Consider the following 19,318-nt stretch of genomic DNA (forward strand, 5'->3'; position numbering starts at 1 on the left):
ATTGCAATCAAATAAGTTTCTATCGTAAGATTATTAAATTTAGTTATCAACATTAACATTCTTATAGCCCCGATTAAACAGTGCAACCATTTCTGGGTGTGGATCAGGTTCAGCGTCTAATATCGCCATTGCTTTTTGCCATTGTTGAGCATTTAAACGAATTGTTTGATGTTTATTAATGACTTTAACGGCTCTTTCAAAAGCACTTTCTAATATTGTTGGTTTGTCTGATTGTGCTATTTGAGTTTTATGTTTACTGCATGGGTAATCAGTTTTCATCCAATTTTAAAACCTTTCTTAAATTTCTCATTGCCTCTTCATGCGTAATAGTTTTTTCTAACCCATTTTGCATTTTGTAGATTAAATCAAGTTCCATTTCAACATCTGCTAAGCTATGTAATGATTCTTTACCCATTTTCACCCTATTTAAAACAGCTTCTGCCAATATGATTTCTTGTAAATCATCATGTTTCTTTTTATGAAAGTATGTACTTCTTAATCCATCAATATGCTCATTAAGTTGGTCAGGGATATTTTGATGTATAGGATCTAAAATAAAGTCAACACCTTCTCTCCTTGCCAACTTTGCAGCGGGTACAAAATCAGAATCACCAGCAATAAGTACTATTTGATTAACTTGTTTTTTTAAAGCTAGTGTGGTTATATCAATACCTATTCGCATATCAACACCTTTCTGCCGAGTATTAATAATCACATCATTTTCTTGCAATGGAGATTTTGATAGATCACGTTTTCCTTTTAAAATAGCTTGTTCAATATCTGGTTTAATAATCCATTCTACGGTTTGAGATAAATCACCCAATCGCAATGCTAATTTTCTTTTTTTTAATAAACGTTGGTGTAGTTCGGTTCTGAATATGGCTTCATTTGATTTCGAGAAATCAACTGCCTTTTTGCTGATAGGATTGTGCATTTTCTTTTCCAATGGAGCACAATCGTAGAAAAAAATACGATAGAGTTCTTGTTTAACTTTTCTTTTGTCCGATAAATGTAACATAGCACAGCGAACAGCGAGATCTGCTATACGTTGTGCATTAAAATAGTTATTTGGTTCAAAATGCCTGATACGTTTAATAAAATAAGCACCATCAATTAAAATTGCCGTCGCCATTTTCTTTTCCTTATATAGAAAAAAACCCTAAGGTTCGGCATAATGTCTGGATAAGTGACAAAAGCGTACAACTAAGGGTCGGATTATTACTAAGTATAAATTTTTGTCTGTTAATGTCAAGCGGATATTAATAAAAAACCAACGACATCATCCTTGATATCGTTGGTTGATTAAAATTAAGAGGAAATCACACCGCACTTTTACACCAGTCGCATCTGGGAAACGCAAAAGTGCGGTCATTTTTTTGAAGATTTTTATTCTTCAACTACAAGTTTTTTGCCGTCATAGCTTACAGTACGAACTTCGGTTAATGCTTTACCGCCGTCTGTTTCACCACCGACAAATAACACTTTATTTTCATACGGTAAAGCTACACCATAAGCAATGTTGTGTGGATAATTACCGATAATTTTCCATGTACCGTGTTTTGCATCCAATGCGTAGAAGTCGCTATGATAGGTTTTTTTCAAGCCACCAGTACGGTGTGCATCGTTGATACCTTTAGCATAGTTTGCTCTTGCTCCCGGGAAGTTTGCACCACCTGTCACGATATAGTGACCATTGGTATAACCACCCATACCGCCTGCGATACCGTCTTGTTGTTCATAACCTTTCGGTGCTGGTAAGTTGCCAAGTTTTTTCCAGTCTTTTACGCCGTCTTTAGTGATAGTACCTTGTGCGGTGCCGTCAGTACGAAGACCTGCTTTGATTTCACCGTTGACCACTAACAATTTGCCATTGTTAATACCCACTGACGCACCTGCACGGCCTGAATATGGGAAGTAACCTTCGTTACGCCATGTGTTAGTCGCAGGTTCATAACTGACGATTTCTGATGAGAAGAAGAAATCTTGTGCGCGTAAGTTGAAGTACGCATCAAAGACCGGTTTAGTAGCAGCGGCGATTTTCTCTTTATCCGCTTCTTTGTCTAAACCAGCGGAGACTTTTTTCACGTCTTGGAATAAGCCGTTCCAGATTTCTTGGTTGATACCGCCCACGAAATAGACTTTGCCGTTATTTGTTACACCACTTGCACCCACAGCAGCACGAGGTGAACGTGTGTCTAATTTAGTCCAAGTATTGGTGGCTGGATCATAAGAATAGGCATCGTTGATCACTTGGTTGTCGGCTACATCGTTATTTTGGAAACCACCGAAAACATAAAGTTTGCCATCAATGCCAGCAGCAACAGGTTGGTTACGAGCACCACCCGGGAATGCAGCTAATTCTTGCCATTTTGCATCTTTCTCTTTTAAGTTAAGAGAATAGAATTTGTCACCACCTGAACCTAAGCCCACATAAACGGTATCGCCAATTAAGGCACCGGCACCGCTTTTAATCCCAACCGGTAAATCAGGATACTGTGCTGCTTGAGTGGTGAATGCTGTTAAACCTAATACTGATACAGCTAATAAAGATTTAGTAAATTTCATAATAGAACTCCTTAATGTGTATGTAAATGTTAGCCATTTGGCATTAATAAATTTGGAATAAAGGTAATGATTTCAGGGAATATGGTAATTAAAATCAGTGTGATAAAGATTGGTACCAAGAATGGTAACACCCCTTTGGTCACAGTTGATACCGACATATTACCTACGCGAGCCACCACGAACAACGCCATGCCCATTGGTGGGGTTAAGATACCGATCATCATGTTCAATAAGGTCATGACCCCAAAGAAGATTAAGTCGATACCAAAATGTTGTGCAATTGGAATCAGCATTGGCAACACTAAGAATTGCAACGCTAATGCATCGATAAACATACCCAAGAATAACAATAGTAAGTTAATCATCACAAGCACTGTCAATGGAGAATCTGCTACCGCCATAAACATTTCTGCTAAACGCATTGCCACTTGTTCACGTGCGATCATGTCACCGAAGAAAGTTACGGTCATCACCATTAATACGGTTACACCAGTGATTGCTACCGCTTCAACACAGCTGCTGAATAATAATTTCAAGGTTAATTCTTTATATACAAAACGGCTAACAATGATGGAGTATGCCACAGCCACTACGGCGGCTTCAGTTGGGGTAAACATACCAGAGAAGATACCACCAATGATGATAATCGGGGTTAAAATTGCCCAGATACTGGATTTAAAGGAGGCACAAAGTTCTGGCATAGTGGCTTTTGGTGTTCTTGGATAACCCCGTTTTTTACACACGAAGTAGTTCATGGTCATTAACGCAATGGTGATCAATACGCCCGGTACAAAGCCCGCCACGAACAATTTGGCAATGGATTGGTTGGCGATAACACCGTAAATAATCATGGAAATACTTGGAGGAACGAGTGGTCCAATAATACAAGAGGCTGCCGTGATACCACCACTAATATCATCATCATAGCCTGCATCACGCATAGCTTTAATTTCTAATTGACCTAAACCGCCTGCATCGGCAATGGCTGAACCTGACATACCAGAGAACAGTAAACTTGCCCCGATATTGACATGTCCCATACCACCAGTGTAATGACCTAATAAGGCTTTGGCGAAGCTAAAGATTCGTTCTGTGATACCACCACCGTTCATTAAGATACCGGTTAAAATAAAGAATGGCACACTTAATAATGAGAAACTATTTAGGCTATCCACCAATTTATTAGCGGCACTGTTGACAATATTCCAGCGTGTCATGGAGAAATAGAGTAAGGTAGCGATAAATAATGACCAACCTACCGGCGTGCCTAAGAACATAATCACTAGCCAAACTAAAAGCACCACATAAACAGCATTGTCGCCGAGTTTGACATATTGCGAAATACGAAGCACTTTGAACACATCAGGGGCGAAGAATAAAAGAGCTAATAAAATCACCGCACCTATGGCAAATACCGTGGCGGATAAATAGGAAGTTTGATTGGTAAAGTTTTCAGTTTGCGCTTGTAAGAAACGGATTAGCACGAGTAAGGAAATAAAGGCTTGAGCCGCATATAGCCATTTATCACTGATTTCTAATGCCACCAATTCAAAGGATGCTCCAATCCAGACTTTAAAGCCTAAATGGATAAAAATAATGATAGAGGCAAAAATCAGCAATTGCACAAAAGTATTGACGGCTCTTTTTACTTTTGGCGGCATGAGATTAGTGATAAAGTCGAGATAGATATGTTGTTGGCTACGCACCGCCATACTGATCCCGAACATACTGACATAAATAAACAGCAATCTTGCCAATTCTTCTGACCAAATTAATGGTGAATTAAAGATTTGACGTGCGATGACTTGAGTCATAAGAATTAGGAAGATAACGAACAATAGCGTTCCACCAACCCATTCTTCTATTTTGTTAAAAAATTTCATAACTACTCCGATACGCCGAGTAAAATACGGAAATTCAGATAAGATGCCTCACTCCCACCAGAGGAAAATGAGAGCAAGGCGAGATTATTTAATTATTTAATTTTTGAAAATTCATCAAATGCTTCTTGACCTAAAGCACCGTTCTTTTTCAAGTATTCATCATAGTAAGGTTTTAATGCAGCTCTGAATGGTGCAACATCTGGTTTAGTCACAGTGACCCCTTTGCTTTCAAAGAACGCAATGGCATCGGCTTCACCGTCGTGGAATAATTTGCTGTGATATTCCGCTGCTGCTTCTGCTGCATCTTTCACCACTTTTTGTAAATCTTCTGGTAAATCCGCAAGTGTTTCATTACTGATTAAGTAAAGTTGGTCATTTAAAATGTGGTTAGTTAACGCCAAATATTTTTGTACTTCATAGAATTTTTGGTCACGAATAGTTGGTAATGGGTTTTCTTGACCATCTACAGAGTTAGTTTGTAAGGCAAGATACACTTCAGAGAATGCCATCGGCGTAGGAGCTGCACCCACATATTTTGCAAAAGCAAGATTGGTTGCCGCATTTGGTACACGAAGTTTCAAGCCTTTCATATCCTCAATAGAATTGATTGGACGGTTAGAGGTGGTTTGACGTGTACCGTTATAGGCCACAGATAATAAGGTCATGCCTTGTTCATCATGCACTTTGGCTAACAATTTTTTACCAAAATTTGTGTCAAGTAAGGCTTTTTTGCTAAATTCAATATTTGGTACCACATAAGGCAATGCAAATACTTCAGCTTCAGGGTAGAAAATTTGGAAACGAGCAGTCTCAGCGAAAGTGAAATCTAACGCACCATCTTTTAATTGTTTCATCATAGTGCGGTCATCACCTAATTGAGATGATGGGAAAAGTTTCACTTCGATTTTGCCTGCAGATTTTTCTTTCACTTCTTTAGCGAAAAATTCAGCTGCTTTATATTCGTTTTGGCTGGTACCTGCCACCATACCGAATTTTAAATCGTAATCCGCTGCCAATGCAGAACTTGCAAAAGCGGTTGCGGCAACGCCAGCACAAAATGTTGCTAAGAATAGTTTGTTGAATTTCATAATACGCTCCTGTTTAAAAGATTGTCGGAATTTCTAGGGTTGAGATTTAATTAAACCTATGCGGTTTTAATGTGGTTTGCATTTTGGATCAAAAAAATCAAAAAATAAATATATTTTTGAAGTTAAATTTCAAAAATGAGACATAGATCACAAAATTGAAAAATTATTTGAAAAATTCTGAATTTTTACTCCACTGTTGGGATTTTTTAGGCATATAATAAGTCTAATATGTGACCTTTAATTGAAGTTTAAAATTATTTTGATGTAAATTTGTACAAAGTATTTCAAAAGGTCTTGCCATTTTATTTGTTAGGGCGTAACCTAGCGGAAAAAATGAAGTATTAATTCGTAAAATAAAATTATATGGAGTATATATGTCAAAATTATCTCATTCCGACGTGCTTACTCAAATCACAAAAGGATTTATTTCTTCTTGCCAACCGGTTGATGACGGTCCTATGGATAAACCTGAAATTGTTGCTGCAATGGCACAAGCGTCTCAACATGGTGGTGCTGCCGGTTTGCGTATTGAGGGTGTGGAAAATTTAAAAGCCGCTCGTCCTTTTGTAACCATTCCGATTATTGGTATTAAAAAACGTGATTTACCGGATAGCCCTGTTCGCATCACCCCATTCTTGCAGGATATTGAAGATTTAGCTGCCGCGGGTGCGGATATTATTGCCGTAGATGGCACCAATCGTCCTCGTCCTGTAGATATAGAAAGTGCGGTGAAAAAAATCCACGAATGTGGCTGTTTAGCGATGGCAGACTGTTCTAATTTAGAAGAAGGTTTATATTGCCAAAAACTCGGTTTTGATATTGTGGGTAGCACTATGTCAGGTTATACCGGTGGTGAAATTCCAAAAGAACCTGATTATCAATTAGTCAAAGATTTAAAAGCTGCCGGTTGTTTTGTCATGGCGGAAGGTCGTTACAATACCCCGGAATTAGCCAAAACGGCTATTGAAATTGGTGCAGATGCAGTCACCGTAGGTTCTGCGTTAACCCGCTTAGAACATATTGTGAGTTGGTTTGCTAATGCGGTTAAATCTGCTAACTAATTGAAATAAAGAGAGTTTATATGCGTTGTTTAGCCCTAGATATTGGTGGTACTAAAATTGCGGCGGCGTTGGTGGAAAACAACCAAATCCAGCAACGTCAGCAAATTACCACGCCACAAGATGATGCTGCCAATGCTATGCATCAAGCCCTAGCCACATTAGTTCAGCAATATATTGGACAATTTGATTATGTGGCAGTTGCTTCTACCGGTATTATAAATAATGGAATTTTAACCGCGCTTAATCCGAAAAATTTAGGCGGATTAGCGGAATTTCCACTTAAAGACAGCATTGCTCGCCATACGGATAAACCGATTTTCTTATTAAATGATGTGCAAGCCGCGGCTTGTGCGGAATATCAACATGTAGATTCGAAAGAAGTACCTAACTTTGCCTTTATTGTAGTTTCGACCGGCGTCGGTGGGGGCATTATTTTAAATGGTGAATTGCAAACCGGACCAAATGGTGTAGTGGGACATATTGGACATAGCTTGGCGGATCCAAATGGTGAAATGTGCGGTTGTGGTCGTCGTGGTTGTGTGGAAGCGGTAGCGGCGGGACGAGCGATAGAGCGTGATGCTCAAAAGTGGGATACTCCTTGTACGCCGAAAGAAGTGTTTGCGTTATTTAGAAAAAATGATGAAAAAGCCACCGCACTTGTACACCGTTCTGCCAAAGCTATTGCAAATCTCGTAGCAGATTTAGTGATTTCCTTGGATATTCAACATGTTGTAATAGGGGGCAGTGTCGGGTTAGCAGAAGGTTATTTGCCTTTAGTGCAACAATATATGCACGCTATGCCACATTTCTATCATTGTAAATTAAGCACTGCAGAATATGCCGGAGATGCCGGGTTAATCGGTGCGGCATATTGGGGTGGAATCGTCTTAGCTAGGGCATAATTAAATGGGGAGATAACATGGTCAATAATTCTAATAAAGGCAGTAAGATTTTAGATACCATCGGAGCATTGCAAAGTAGTCTAACAAAAACTGAAAAACGCATTGCAGAACAAATTCTTACGATGCCTCAATTACTTGCACAATCTTCTTTATCTGAAATTGCAAAATCGTTAAATGTAGGTGAAGCCACGTTTATTCGTTTTTGCCGTACCCTTGGATTTAAAGGGTTCAGTGATTTTAAATTAGATTTTGCCATTGAGCTTGCAACCCAAAGTCAACAGCCTTCTGCGTTGTTAGACAGTAATATCACAGCCAAGGACAGTCCCAAATCCATTGCGACTAAATTACAAAATGTCATTGATAGAGTAGTGAGTGAAACCATTAATTTATTAGATTTTAATGAGTTAAATAAAGTAGTGAAAGAATTGCGTAACGCTAAACGCATTTATTTATTCGGTGTCGGTTCATCAGGTATTGTGGCAGATGGTGCTAAAAATAAGTTAATGCGTGTGGGTTTTCAGGTTGATGCTGAAACAAATAACCATTTTATGTATATGCAGGCTTCGTTGATGAAAAAAGGGGACGTGGTAATTGGTATCAGTCATTCCGGCTCTTCACCCGAAACGACCAAAGCACTTGAGATTGCTAAAGAGGCAGGTGCAGTCACGGTGGCAATTACCCATAATTTACGTTCCCCAATTACTAAAGTTTCTGATTATGTGCTTAATAACGGTAACCGCCAAGGTCAATTACAAGGCGACTCCGTTGGTACACAAATCACCCAATTATTCGTGCTTGATCTGATTTATGCATTGTTAGTTCAAGCCGAACAAGAAAAAGCAAAACAATCTAAACAAAAAACCGTTGCAGTTATTGAGCAACAACAGAACAAATAGGAGAAAATTTAATGAAAAACTTAAAAGGTATTTTCAGTGCATTATTAGTGTCTTTTAATGAAGACGGTTCCGTCAACGAAAAAGGCTTGCGTCAAATCATTCGTCATAACATTGATAAAATGAAAGTAGATGGCTTATATGTGGGTGGTTCTACTGGTGAAAACTTTATGCTTTCTACTGAAGAGAAAAAACAAATCTTCCGTATTGCTAAAGATGAAGCCAAAGATCAAGTCGCATTAATTGCTCAAGTCGGTAGCGTAAACTTAAAAGAAGCGGTGGAATTAGGTAAATATGCCACAGAATTAGGTTATGACAGCTTATCAGCAGTAACACCTTTCTATTACAAATTCAGCTTCCCAGAAATTAAGCATTATTATGAAACTATTATTGCTGAAACTGGTAATAATATGATTGTTTATTCTATTCCGTTCTTAACTGGCGTGAATATGGGGGTGGAACAATTCGGTGAACTTTACAAAAATCCTAAAGTGTTAGGTGTGAAATTTACTGCTGGCGACTTCTATTTATTAGAACGTTTAAGTAAAGCTTATCCAGAAAAATTAATTTGGGCTGGTTTTGATGAAATGATGGTACCTGCTGCATCTTTAGGTGTGCATGGTGCGATCGGTTCAACTTTCAACGTGAACGGTTTACGTGCAAGACAAATTTTTGAATTAACTCAATCAGGTAAAGTAAAAGAAGCATTGGAAATTCAACACGTTACTAATGATTTAATTGAAGGTATTTTGGCGAATGGTTTATACCTAACGATCAAAGAAATCTTGAAATTACAAGGTGTAGATGCGGGCTATTGTCGTGAACCAATGACAGCGAAAGCCACTGATGCACAATTAGTTCGTGCGAAAGAGTTGTATGAAACGTTTCTTAAATAAAAAATGATAAAAAATCACCGCACTTAAAAAAGTGCGGTGTAAAAAACAAATTATTTTAAGGAGCTAATATGCGTTTAATTCCATTAAAAAATGCTGAACAAGTAGCTAAATGGTCTGCACGTCATATTGTAGATCGAATTAATCAGTTTCAACCAACAGAAGATCATCCTTTTGTCTTAGGCCTACCTACTGGTGGTACACCATTAGCCACTTATAAAGAACTAATTGCTTTATGTAAAGCTGGGGAAGTAAGCTTTAAACATGTTGTCACATTCAATATGGATGAATATGTTGACTTACCTATAGAACATCCCGAAAGCTATCATAGTTTTATGTATAATAATTTCTTTAATCATATTGATATTCAAGAGAAAAATATCAATATTCTAAATGGTAACAGCGAAGATCATGATGCGGAATGTCGCCGTTACGAGGAAAAAATTAAGTCATACGGTAAAATTAATCTTTTTATGGGGGGTGTCGGTAATGACGGTCATATTGCGTTCAATGAACCAGCATCGTCACTCGCATCACGTACAAGAATTAAAACTCTCACCCAAGATACACTGATTGCCAATTCCCGTTTCTTTGATAATGATGTGAATAAAGTGCCAAAATATGCTTTGACTATCGGTGTAGGCACATTATTAGATGCGGAAGAAGTGATGATTCTTGCCACGGGACATAATAAAGCGCTTGCAGTACAGGCAGGCGTGGAAGGTTCAGTGAACCATTTCTGGACGATTAGTGCATTGCAACAACATCGTCATTATATTTTGGTGTGTGATGAACCAGCGACTCAAGAATTAAAAGTAAAAACAGTTAAATATTTTACTGAATTAGAAGCGCGAGCGATTCATTCAGTAGTTAATGATTAATAATAGGGCATTTTATGCCCTCATGCTTTTAAGGAATATAAAATGAAATATGCTTTAACGAACGCCGTGATCTATACAGGTTCTGATGTGTTGTATGGTCATGCCGTCATAGTGGATAATGATAAAATTGTGGATATTGTTCGCCAAGAACATTTACCACATGATATTCAACATTTTGATTTAAAAGGTAATAACCTTACAGCTGGATTTATTGATTTACAACTTAACGGTTGCGGTGGCGTGATGTTTAACGATCAAACCAGCGTAGAAACCCTTGAAATTATGCAAGACACTAATGTCCGTTCAGGTACCACCAGCTATTTGCCAACCTTTATCACGTCCCCTGATGAAGACATGAAAAGTGCGGTGAAAATTATGCGAGAATATTTGGCAAAACACCAACATCAAGCTCTCGGCTTGCATTTGGAAGGGCCTTATATCAGTGTAGCGAAAAAAGGGACTCACCAACCTGAATATATCCGTGAGATTTTGCCTGAGATGAAAGATTTTCTCTGTGCCAATGCGGATGTCATCACGAAGTTAACCTTGGCTGCCGATAATCCAACTGTGAAATATGTGCCTGATTTTGTTAATTCAGGGATTATCGTCTCTATTGGGCATTCCAATGCTACTTATGATCAAACCAAAGAATCCTTTGAAAAAGGCATTACTTTTGCAACGCACTTACACAATGCTATGTCGCCAGTGAGTTCTGGACGTGATATGGGTGTAGTCGGTGCGGTGTTGGATTCCGATGATGTGTATGCGGGTATTATTGTAGATGGCTTGCACGTGAGTTTTGGTAATGTGAAAATTGCCCATCGTGCTAAAGGGGATAAACTGTGTATCGTCACCGATGCTATTGCCCCTGCTGGTTCAGACATTAAAGAATTTACTTTTGTCGGCAAAACCATTTATGTGCGAGATGGCAAATGTGTTGACGGCAACGGCATTTTAAGTGGTTCATCTATCACCATGATTGAAAGTGTCGAAAATGCCGTGAAAGAAGTGGGTATTCCGTTAGACGAAAGTTTGAGAATGTGTAACCTTTATCCTGCTCGAGCAATTGGTGTAGATGATAAACTTGGTTCTATTGAAGTCGGCAAAATTGCTAACTTGACTGTGTTTACGCATGATTTTAAAGTGGTGAATACCGCCGTAAATGGTGTGTGGCAGTTAGATTAATCCCTGTATTGTTATAACAAAAACGTTGCTAGAAATGAGCAACGTTTTTATTTGGGAAAATTATAATACCGCTAATGCTTTTTCATAATCTGGTTCATTTTTAATTTCACTCACCAATTCAGAATACAATACTTTGTTATTTTCATCTAACACAATGACTGAACGAGAAGTTAATCCTGCTAAACCGCTACTGGCAATATCTACGCCCAATTTAGTGTGTAAAGATTTATCACGGAAAGTGGATAGCGTTTGCACGTTTTCAATACCTTCCGCACCACAAAAACGAGCGTGAGCAAAAGGTAAGTCGGCAGAAATACAAAGCACAACAGTATTCGCTAAATTTGCTGCTTTCTGATTAAAAGTGCGTACTGATGTAGCACAAACACCCGTATCAATACTTGGAAAAATATTTAAGATTTTGCGTTTGCCAGCAAAGTCGCTTAAAGCAACGTCTTCTAGTTTAGTGTTAGTAAAAACTAAATTTTCAACTGTTTCACCAACTTGTGGGAAATGTCCTTTTACTTCAATGAGAGTTCCTGCTAATGTTACTTGTGTCATTTTATGCTCCTATAATAAATAATAATACTTAACCATAAGTCCAAATTCATTCATAATAATGGGATATTTTAATCGAGAGTTCAAGGATTTTATATGAATTTACCTAATTTAAGCGATCAAATTAAAATCGTATTTTTTGATATTGACGAAACACTCATTGTTAAAGATAAAGATTTCTTACCTGAAAGCGTATTGCCTAGCATTCAAAAATTACAACAAAAAGGGATTATTGCGGCTATTGCCACAGGGCGTTCACCTTGTAGTTTTCCACCTAAAATCAAAGCATTAGTCAAGCAAGCAGGAATGAATACTTTTGTCACCATGAATGGACAATATGTGGTACATCAGGGCAACGTAGTGGATAAGCTACCGATTCCACCACAAAAGATTACAGAAGTAGTCGCATTCTTTGAATCTGTCGGGTTTGATTATACCTTTGTATCAAACGAACATTTAGCTGTATCAGCAATTACTGATCAAGTGCGTAGTGCGTTAGATCCATTGCAAACGGATTACCATATTGATAAAAACTATTACCAGACACATGATGTATTTCAGATTTTGCCATTTTATGATGAAAGCAAAGATCAATTAGTTGCAAATTCTGGGGTGTTAAAGGGACTAAAAACGGTTCGTTGGCATGAACAATCGGTCGATCTATTTGATGCTCAAGGTTCTAAGGCACGTGGTATCTTGCATTTACTTAAGCATTTGAATTTATCTATCGAAAATGCGATGGCATTTGGTGACGGTTTAAATGATTTGGAAATGTTAAGTACCGTTGGTGTAGGGGTGGCAATGGGCAATGCTTGTGATGAATTGAAAGCCGTTGCGGATTTCGAAACCGATCATATTGAACGAGATGGAATTTATCGTTTTCTTCACCAAACAGGGTTAATTGATTAATGGTTTAGCTCCCTAGGGAGCTAAATTAATTGTTAGACTTGATATTTTCCCTTATCTCCGATGTCAAAATGCAATGGCATACGCCATTTTTGAATCGCTAATACGGCAAAAAGTGCGGTGCAAATAACAGACAGAATATGTAACCCAATAGTTATTTCAGCGACTTTAGTCAACCATAATAATGCTACAAAAATTGGCATCAGATTTAACGCAAAAATGCGGAAGCAAAAATATTCTTTAAAACAAAGCCCACCTAGTGTCACTAATGCTGCTCCCAATGCGAGCTCTGTTTGCCCGATAATCTGGAAAAATAGTGCTAACCACGTGGCAAATTGCAATAACAAGCGGAATTTCTTGAGATAAATATGCAATGATGAAGCACAAAGCAACGCCGCCGCTAAAATACCAATTTGAGCAAATTCGTAGTAGGGGAGAAGTGCGGTGAAAATCGCCGCCAGAATAAATCCTGTGCGATATAAACATACTGTGAGATAGTCTAAAAAGTCCATTGGTGACTTGATATGTGGATCAGCCATTTTATACTCCTTTATCTTAATAAAATAAAATTTTTGTGATTTGTATTCCAAATATTTCAGTTGCTATTTGTGATTATTTGGATTTTTAACAAGAATATCACAAATTAATATCAAGAATAAAATAAAATGAACTGGTTTGGCTTTAGTTGTGTGAAATGTCAGCAAAAATTAGCAATAGGTTGCCATGGTTTATGTAGCCGTTGTAATGCAGAGATTTACCGTTTTGCGTATTGTGGTTGCTGTGGGGCGGAATTAACTCGTGATGAATTGCGTTGTGGTAGATGCTTACAGCAAGAACCAGCATGGCAACAGATGGTGATTATCGGACGTTATTCCGAACCTTTATCTACCTTGATTCATCGTTTCAAATTCCAAGGGCAGTTTTGGTTAGATCAGAGTTTAGCACGCTTGCTTTATTTAGCTGTACGAAATGCAAGACGTACTCATGCTTTATCTTTGCCTGATGTGATTTTACCCGTTCCATTACATCATTTTCGCCACTGGCAGCGGGGTTATAATCAAGCAGCATTACTGGCAAAATGGCTGGCTCGCTGGTTAAATATTCCCGTGCGAGAAGATCTTTTGTTACGCACTAAAAACACTCACAGCCAGCGAGGTTTAACCGCTAAAGCTCGGCGTAACAATCTAAAAAATGCGTTTATGGTGCAAAATAAACTAAAACAATGCAATTATAGATCGGTCTGTATTCTTGATGATGTGATTACTACAGGTTCAACCATGAATGAAATTGCTAAACAATTACGCAAAATGGGCGTACAACATATTCAAGTCTGGGGATTGGCACGCACATAAAATTTGCATAAAGAGCGATCTCAGCGTATCATTTCCGACAAAATCGCTTAGATTAAGGAAAGAACATGGAGCAACAGATTACTATTTCAGCAGCCGCACAGGCTCATTTTCGTAAATTATTAGATCAGCAAGAAGAGGGTACTAATATTCGTATTTTTGTGGTTAACCCTGGTACACCCAGTGCAGAATGTGGCGTGTCTTATTGTCCAGCTAATGCGGTAGAAGATACAGATACAGAATTACAATATGATACTTTTTCTGCCTTTGTGGATGAAGTCAGTTTGCCATTTTTGGAAGATGCAGAAATTGATTATGTTACAGAAGAATTAGGCGCTCAATTAACCTTAAAAGCACCTAATGCCAAAATGCGTAAGGTATCAGATGATGCACCACTAATCGAACGTGTGGATTATGTCATTCAAACTCAAATTAACCCACAATTAGCCAGTCATGGTGGACGGATTACCTTGATAGAGCTGACAGATGACGGCTATGCAGTGTTACAATTCGGTGGTGGTTGTAATGGCTGTTCAATGGTGGATGTTACCTTAAAAGATGGCGTAGAAAAACAATTAGTAGAAATGTTCCCGAATGAATTAAAAGGGGCAAAAGATGTGACTGAACACCAACGTGGTGAGCATTCTTATTATTAATTTAGTTCGCTATTAGAGATAAAAGTGCGGTGAAAATTTTTGTGTTTTCTCGCACTTTTATTTATCCACTTATTTTGAATAAAAATAAGCTCTAGCAATATCTGCATCTTGCTGAATTTGTTGTTTTAATGCCTCAAGAGAAGCAAATTTTATTTCATTACGCAGTTTATAGCAAAATTCCACTTGAATATTTTGTCCATACAAATTTTGGTCAAAGTCAAATAGATGAACTTCTAATAATTGTATCAGACCTTGTACAGTTGGACGTTGCCCGATATTGGCAACACCTTGCACAATTTGACCGCAGTTTAATTTCACTTGCACCGCATATACCCCTTTAATGGGATTGACTTGGCGATGTAAGTGAATGTTTGCCGTAGGAAAACCTAGGGTACGTCCGAGTTTTTGACCATGGATCACTTTTCCCCAGATACAATAAGGTCTGCCTAGCAATTTTTCTGCATCAGCTAATCGATCTTCTGCTAACGCTTGTCGAATGGCAGAACTACTAATACGTAATTCATTTAAGCAAAAAGTGCGGTTATTTTCTACTTCAAATCCGTATTTTTGGCTTGCTTGCTGGAGTAAAGCAAAATTACCTTGTCTGGCTTGCCCAAAGTGGAAATCATCGCCAATGCTTAAGAATTTTACGTTAAGTTTATTGACTAATAATTCACTAATAAAATCTTGTGCGGTTTGTTCTGCGAAAGTGTGGTCAAATTTAGCACAGATTACATAATCTATGCCAGCTTGTTGAAAGTAATGTAACTTATCTCGCAATCGCATTAATCTTGCTGGTGCTTTTTCCCCTTGAAAATATTCCCGAGGTTGTGGTTCAAAAATCATCACGACTGTGGGTAAATTTAACGCCCGAGCTTTTTCTTTCAGATGTGTTAAGATTTTTTGATGCCCTAAATGAATACCGTCAAAATTGCCGATGGTTAAGGCACAAGGGGGAAAATTACGTGGAAAATGATGAATACTGCGTATTAGTTGCATAGTAAATGGATTTATATCTTTAAATTATTGGGTTTATTATACGCACAAATAGCAAAAAAGCCTAGCACTGGCGTACTAGGCTAAACATGTGGTCGCTACTCCGTAGCTTATAATCAGATGCGGAGCATCGTCACTATCGTAACCCTGCACACAAGTGCAGGGCTTTGCTGTGATTACATCGCTTCCGTAAACGTACGAGTAATCACATCTTGTTGTTGTTCACGAGTCAATGAGTTGAAACGTACCGCATAACCTGAAACACGAATGGTTAATTGTGGGTATTTTTCAGGGTGTTCAACCGCATCTAGCAATGTTTCACGATTTAATACGTTCACATTCAAGTGTTGACCGCCTTCCACAGTGGCTTCGTGGTGGAAATAACCGTCCATTAAGCCCGCAAGGTTACGTTTTTGTGCTTCATAATCTTTACCTAACGCATTTGGTACGATAGAGAAAGTATAGGAAATACCGTCTTTCGCATAAGCAAATGGCAATTTAGCCACAGAAGTTAATGAGGCTACCGCACCTTTTTGGTCACGTCCGTGCATTGGGTTTGCACCAGGTCCGAATGGCGCACCTGAACGGCGACCATCTGGGGTGTTACCTGTTTTCTTACCATAAACCACGTTAGAGGTAATGGTTAACACAGATTGTGTTGGTACAGCATTACGGTAGGTTTTATGGGTTTGGATTTTCTTCATAAAACGTTCAACTAAATCCACCGCAAGATCATCTACACGGCTGTCGTTGTTACCGAATTGTGGATATTCTCCTTCAATTTCAAAGTCGATTGCCACATTGCTTGCGACCACGTTACCGTCTTTATCTTTAATATCGCCACGAATTGGTTTAACTTTGGCATATTTAATCGCAGATAAAGAGTCTGCTGCCACAGAAAGTCCAGCAATACCGCACGCCATGGTACGATAAACATCACGATCATGTAATGCCATTAATGAGGCTTCATAAGCATATTTATCGTGCATAAAGTGAATGATATTTAACGCAGTCACATATTGAGTGGCTAACCAATCCATAAAGTGATCCATACGATCCATTACTTCATTAAATTCTAAGTATTCAGAGGTAATTGGTGTAGTTTTAGGACCCACTTGCATACCTGATTTTTCATCAATACCACCGTTGATCGCATAAAGCATGGTTTTCGCCAAGTTTGCACGAGCGCCGAAGAATTGCATTTGTTTACCGACCACCATTGGTGATACACAGCACGCAATCGCATAGTCGTCATTGTTGAAGTCAGGACGCATTAAATCGTCATTTTCGTATTGCACAGAAGAAGTATCAATAGACACTTTGGCACAATAGCGTTTGAAGCCTTCTGGTAACTGTTCAGACCAAAGAATAGTTAAGTTTGGTTCTGGTGACGGTCCCATGGTGTAAAGAGTGTGTAAAATACGGAAACTGTTTTTAGTCACTAAGGTACGACCGTCTAAGCCCATACCAGCTAAGGTTTCAGTTGCCCACATTGGGTCGCCAGAGAATAATTGATCGTATTCTGGAGTACGTAAGAAACGTACCATACGCAATTTCATCACCAAGTGGTCGATTAATTCTTGTGCTTCTTGTTCAGTAATTTTACCTGCTTGCAAATCACGTTCGATATAAATATCTAAGAATGAAGACACACGACCGAATGACATTGCTGCACCGTTTTGTGATTTAACCGCCGCTAAATAGGCGAAGTAAGTCCATTGTACGGCTTCTTGTGCGTTGGTTGCTGGATTTGAAATATCAAAACCATAACTTGCTGCCATTTCTTTGATTTTGCCTAACGCACGATGTTGTTCAGCAATTTCTTCACGTAATTGAATAGTGGCTTGAATGTCTTCGCCTGCTTCTAAACGTGGTTGTAATGAATTAAATTGTTTAAATTTATCTTTCATTAAGAAATCAATACCGTACAAGGCAACACGGCGGTAGTCACCGATAATACGACCACGACCATAAGCATCAGGAAGACCAGTAATTACGCCTGATTTACGGCAACGTAGAATATCTGGTGTATAAACATCAAATACCCCTTGGTTGTGGGTTTTACGGTATTCAGTAAAGATATGTTCAACTTCAGGGTTTAATTCACGGCGATAAACTTGGCATGAACCTTTAACCATTTTGATCCCACCGTAAGGGATAATCGCACGTTTTAAAGGTGCATCAGTTTGTAAACCCACGATTTTTTCTAATTTTTGGTCAATATAACCTGGTTTGTGTGAAGTAATGGTGGACGGAGTATCACAGTCGATGTCATACGGCTCGTGAGTGGCATTTTCCACTTTGATTTTTTCCATCACATCTGCCCATAGGGTCGCTGTTGCTGGGGTAACTTCTGCTAAGAAAGATTCGTCACCTTCATACGGCGTATAGTTTTTTTGGATAAAATCACGTACATTTACTTCAGTTTGCCAGTCACCTGCGACAAAACCTTGCCACGCTTTTTGTTGATTTTCTGTTAATTGAGTCATTGGATACTTTCCCTCTTTAATAAATAAACTTTTCACAATATAACAACAAATTAACTTGTTGCTACGACTAACCTAATGTGCATGCGGCCGGTTAGTAAACCATTGCATTAACGCAATACAAACACCGCCACCTACAATATTACCTAAGGTCACAGGAATTAAATTTTTCACTATAAAATGATAGACATCTAAATCGGCAAATAGTGCCGGATCAAGATTAATCATTTGCCAAAATTCAGGCGAAGTACAATGTGCGGTTAAAATCCCCATTGGAATCATAAACATATTCGCCACACTATGCTCAAAGCCCGATGCCACAAATAAACCGATCGGTAAAATCATAATAAAGGCTTTATCCGTCAGGGTTTTGCCAGCATACGCCATCCATATTGCAATACATACCATAATATTACACAAGATACCTAAGCAAAAGGCTTCAATCCAAGTATGATGAATTTTATGTTGTGCCGTTTGCAAAATGGTTAAGCCCCACTGACCGTTTGCCGCCATTAACTGACCACCAAACCAAATCAAGGATACAATAAAAATGGCACCCACAAAATTACCGCAATACACCACAATCCAGTTGCGTAGCATTTGTAAGGTATTAATCCGACCACTGACTCGAGCGACCATAGTCATGGTAGATGATGTAAATAATTCAGAACCACACACCACCACCATAATAACGCCGACAGAGAATACCAGACCACCGACTAATTTGGTTAAACCCCAAGATGTGCCAACATTACCAGTTTGCGTGGTAGTATAAAAAACGAATGCTAGAGCAATAAATGCACCTGCGGAAATGGCAGATAAGAAAGAATAGAATTGATTTTTGCTGGCTTTATACGCTCCGGCATCTTCACCTGTTTGAGCCATTTGCGTTGGACTTGCCATTACGGTTGAGATATTTTCTTCAGATTTCATCATATTTTTATTTATTTACTAGGGATTTCAAAAATCTAAACATTTTTTGAAAATTTATAAATTTTGTTAATTATACGGATAAACAT

Annotated in this window: 19 protein-coding genes; 9 read left to right on the forward strand and 10 right to left on the reverse strand. The window is 38.5% G+C overall.

Going from position 1 to position 19,318, the window contains the following annotated elements; all coding sequences use genetic code 11:
• Window positions 1-39: 39 nt before the first annotated feature.
• The 5 genes from O1Q79_RS00750 to O1Q79_RS00770 form a co-directional block, all read right to left on the reverse strand.
• Entirely contained in the window at window positions 40-279 is a 240-nt protein-coding gene (locus O1Q79_RS00750) for a DUF1778 domain-containing protein (protein ID WP_386692484.1), read from the reverse strand.
• Window positions 269-1,132: an NYN domain-containing protein gene (locus O1Q79_RS00755; protein WP_386692485.1), complete on the reverse strand. Its 864-nt coding sequence runs from the start codon at window positions 1,130-1,132 to the stop codon at window positions 269-271. The genes O1Q79_RS00750 and O1Q79_RS00755 overlap by 11 nt, the downstream gene beginning before the upstream one ends.
• A gap of 254 nt (window positions 1,133-1,386) precedes the next feature.
• Window positions 1,387-2,565 (reverse strand): N-acetylneuraminate epimerase, encoded by a 1,179-nt coding sequence (locus tag O1Q79_RS00760; RefSeq protein WP_386692486.1) that lies wholly within the window; start codon window positions 2,563-2,565, stop codon window positions 1,387-1,389.
• A gap of 29 nt (window positions 2,566-2,594) precedes the next feature.
• Window positions 2,595-4,448 (reverse strand): TRAP transporter large permease subunit, encoded by a 1,854-nt coding sequence (locus tag O1Q79_RS00765; protein WP_386692487.1) that lies wholly within the window; start codon window positions 4,446-4,448, stop codon window positions 2,595-2,597.
• 92 nt (window positions 4,449-4,540) lie between these two features.
• Window positions 4,541-5,536 carry a sialic acid TRAP transporter substrate-binding protein SiaP gene (locus tag O1Q79_RS00770; protein ID WP_386692489.1) on the reverse strand — a complete coding sequence of 332 codons (996 nt, stop codon included), beginning with the start codon at window positions 5,534-5,536 and terminating at the stop codon, window positions 4,541-4,543.
• A gap of 374 nt (window positions 5,537-5,910) precedes the next feature.
• Here O1Q79_RS00770 and O1Q79_RS00775 point away from each other — a divergent pair, with 374 nt between their 5' ends.
• From O1Q79_RS00775 to nagA, 6 genes are all read left to right on the forward strand, one after another.
• Complete coding sequence (locus O1Q79_RS00775) at window positions 5,911-6,597, forward strand: N-acetylmannosamine-6-phosphate 2-epimerase (RefSeq protein WP_386692490.1); 687 nt, start codon at window positions 5,911-5,913, stop codon at window positions 6,595-6,597.
• 20 nt (window positions 6,598-6,617) lie between these two features.
• The gene (locus tag O1Q79_RS00780; protein ID WP_386692492.1) at window positions 6,618-7,499 is read left to right on the forward strand and encodes an N-acetylmannosamine kinase; all 882 of its coding nucleotides are present in this window, start codon (window positions 6,618-6,620) and stop codon (window positions 7,497-7,499) included.
• A 17-nt stretch (window positions 7,500-7,516) separates the two neighbouring features.
• Window positions 7,517-8,395: a MurR/RpiR family transcriptional regulator gene (locus O1Q79_RS00785; protein ID WP_386692493.1), complete on the forward strand. Its 879-nt coding sequence runs from the start codon at window positions 7,517-7,519 to the stop codon at window positions 8,393-8,395.
• 11 nt (window positions 8,396-8,406) lie between these two features.
• A complete protein-coding gene (gene nanA, locus O1Q79_RS00790) occupies window positions 8,407-9,288 on the forward strand; it encodes an N-acetylneuraminate lyase (RefSeq protein ID WP_386689442.1) in 882 nt (293 codons plus the stop codon).
• 68 nt (window positions 9,289-9,356) lie between these two features.
• Window positions 9,357-10,166, forward strand: a complete 810-nt coding sequence (nagB, locus tag O1Q79_RS00795; protein WP_386692494.1) for a glucosamine-6-phosphate deaminase — start codon at window positions 9,357-9,359, stop codon at window positions 10,164-10,166.
• 42 nt (window positions 10,167-10,208) lie between these two features.
• Complete coding sequence (nagA, locus tag O1Q79_RS00800) at window positions 10,209-11,351, forward strand: N-acetylglucosamine-6-phosphate deacetylase (RefSeq protein WP_386692496.1); 1,143 nt, start codon at window positions 10,209-10,211, stop codon at window positions 11,349-11,351.
• Between the two features lie 60 nt (window positions 11,352-11,411).
• Here nagA and tpx read toward each other — a convergent pair whose 3' ends face one another.
• The gene (gene tpx / locus O1Q79_RS00805) at window positions 11,412-11,909 is read right to left on the reverse strand and encodes a thiol peroxidase (RefSeq protein ID WP_386692497.1); all 498 of its coding nucleotides are present in this window, start codon (window positions 11,907-11,909) and stop codon (window positions 11,412-11,414) included.
• A 93-nt stretch (window positions 11,910-12,002) separates the two neighbouring features.
• Between tpx and O1Q79_RS00810 the strand changes: the two genes are divergently transcribed.
• Window positions 12,003-12,815 carry a Cof-type HAD-IIB family hydrolase gene (locus O1Q79_RS00810; protein WP_386692498.1) on the forward strand — a complete coding sequence of 271 codons (813 nt, stop codon included), beginning with the start codon at window positions 12,003-12,005 and terminating at the stop codon, window positions 12,813-12,815.
• A 32-nt stretch (window positions 12,816-12,847) separates the two neighbouring features.
• Here the strand turns inward: O1Q79_RS00810 and O1Q79_RS00815 are convergent, their stop codons facing one another.
• A complete protein-coding gene (locus tag O1Q79_RS00815) occupies window positions 12,848-13,351 on the reverse strand; it encodes a DUF2301 domain-containing membrane protein (protein WP_386692499.1) in 504 nt (167 codons plus the stop codon).
• A gap of 126 nt (window positions 13,352-13,477) precedes the next feature.
• Between O1Q79_RS00815 and O1Q79_RS00820 the strand changes: the two genes are divergently transcribed.
• Together O1Q79_RS00820 and nfuA are read left to right on the forward strand one after the other, a co-directional pair.
• The gene (locus O1Q79_RS00820) at window positions 13,478-14,164 is read left to right on the forward strand and encodes an amidophosphoribosyltransferase (protein WP_386692500.1); all 687 of its coding nucleotides are present in this window, start codon (window positions 13,478-13,480) and stop codon (window positions 14,162-14,164) included.
• Window positions 14,165-14,229: 65 nt separating this feature from the next.
• A complete protein-coding gene (gene nfuA / locus O1Q79_RS00825) occupies window positions 14,230-14,817 on the forward strand; it encodes a Fe-S biogenesis protein NfuA (protein ID WP_386689458.1) in 588 nt (195 codons plus the stop codon).
• A gap of 69 nt (window positions 14,818-14,886) precedes the next feature.
• On the opposite strand, the gene ribF is transcribed toward nfuA, so the two are convergent.
• The 3 genes from ribF to focA all read right to left on the reverse strand — a co-directional run bounded on the left by ribF (window position 14,887) and on the right by focA (window position 19,232).
• A complete protein-coding gene (gene ribF / locus O1Q79_RS00830) occupies window positions 14,887-15,816 on the reverse strand; it encodes a bifunctional riboflavin kinase/FAD synthetase (RefSeq protein WP_386692501.1) in 930 nt (309 codons plus the stop codon).
• 173 nt (window positions 15,817-15,989) lie between these two features.
• Window positions 15,990-18,302 (reverse strand): formate C-acetyltransferase, encoded by a 2,313-nt coding sequence (gene pflB, locus O1Q79_RS00835; RefSeq protein WP_386689462.1) that lies wholly within the window; start codon window positions 18,300-18,302, stop codon window positions 15,990-15,992.
• Window positions 18,303-18,374: 72 nt separating this feature from the next.
• Entirely contained in the window at window positions 18,375-19,232 is an 858-nt protein-coding gene (gene focA / locus O1Q79_RS00840; RefSeq protein WP_386693314.1) for a formate transporter FocA, read from the reverse strand.
• Window positions 19,233-19,318: the final 86 nt, after the last annotated feature.

The sequence above is a fragment of the Lonepinella sp. MS14434 genome, assembly GCF_042468235.1.
Taxonomy (GTDB): Bacteria; Pseudomonadota; Gammaproteobacteria; order Enterobacterales; family Pasteurellaceae; genus Lonepinella.

Bases quoted from the DNA above. Each gene is read 5' to 3' on its own strand.
- O1Q79_RS00750 (WP_386692484.1), bottom strand. From the start codon at position 279: ATGAAAACTGATTACCCATGCAGTAAACATAAAACTCAAATAGCACAA.
- O1Q79_RS00755 (WP_386692485.1), bottom strand. From the start codon at position 1,132: ATGGCGACGGCAATTTTAATTGATGGTGCTTATTTTATTAAACGTATC.
- O1Q79_RS00760 (WP_386692486.1), bottom strand. From the start codon at position 2,565: ATGAAATTTACTAAATCTTTATTAGCTGTATCAGTATTAGGTTTAACA.
- O1Q79_RS00765 (WP_386692487.1), bottom strand. From the start codon at position 4,448: ATGAAATTTTTTAACAAAATAGAAGAATGGGTTGGTGGAACGCTATTG.
- O1Q79_RS00770 (WP_386692489.1), bottom strand. From the start codon at position 5,536: ATGAAATTCAACAAACTATTCTTAGCAACATTTTGTGCTGGCGTTGCC.
- O1Q79_RS00775 (WP_386692490.1), top strand. From the start codon at position 5,911: ATGTCAAAATTATCTCATTCCGACGTGCTTACTCAAATCACAAAAGGA.
- O1Q79_RS00780 (WP_386692492.1), top strand. From the start codon at position 6,618: ATGCGTTGTTTAGCCCTAGATATTGGTGGTACTAAAATTGCGGCGGCG.
- O1Q79_RS00785 (WP_386692493.1), top strand. From the start codon at position 7,517: ATGGTCAATAATTCTAATAAAGGCAGTAAGATTTTAGATACCATCGGA.
- nanA (WP_386689442.1), top strand. From the start codon at position 8,407: ATGAAAAACTTAAAAGGTATTTTCAGTGCATTATTAGTGTCTTTTAAT.
- nagB (WP_386692494.1), top strand. From the start codon at position 9,357: ATGCGTTTAATTCCATTAAAAAATGCTGAACAAGTAGCTAAATGGTCT.
- nagA (WP_386692496.1), top strand. From the start codon at position 10,209: ATGAAATATGCTTTAACGAACGCCGTGATCTATACAGGTTCTGATGTG.
- tpx (WP_386692497.1), bottom strand. From the start codon at position 11,909: ATGACACAAGTAACATTAGCAGGAACTCTCATTGAAGTAAAAGGACAT.
- O1Q79_RS00810 (WP_386692498.1), top strand. From the start codon at position 12,003: ATGAATTTACCTAATTTAAGCGATCAAATTAAAATCGTATTTTTTGAT.
- O1Q79_RS00815 (WP_386692499.1), bottom strand. From the start codon at position 13,351: ATGGCTGATCCACATATCAAGTCACCAATGGACTTTTTAGACTATCTC.
- O1Q79_RS00820 (WP_386692500.1), top strand. From the start codon at position 13,478: ATGAACTGGTTTGGCTTTAGTTGTGTGAAATGTCAGCAAAAATTAGCA.
- nfuA (WP_386689458.1), top strand. From the start codon at position 14,230: ATGGAGCAACAGATTACTATTTCAGCAGCCGCACAGGCTCATTTTCGT.
- ribF (WP_386692501.1), bottom strand. From the start codon at position 15,816: ATGCAACTAATACGCAGTATTCATCATTTTCCACGTAATTTTCCCCCT.
- pflB (WP_386689462.1), bottom strand. From the start codon at position 18,302: ATGACTCAATTAACAGAAAATCAACAAAAAGCGTGGCAAGGTTTTGTC.
- focA (WP_386693314.1), bottom strand. From the start codon at position 19,232: ATGAAATCTGAAGAAAATATCTCAACCGTAATGGCAAGTCCAACGCAA.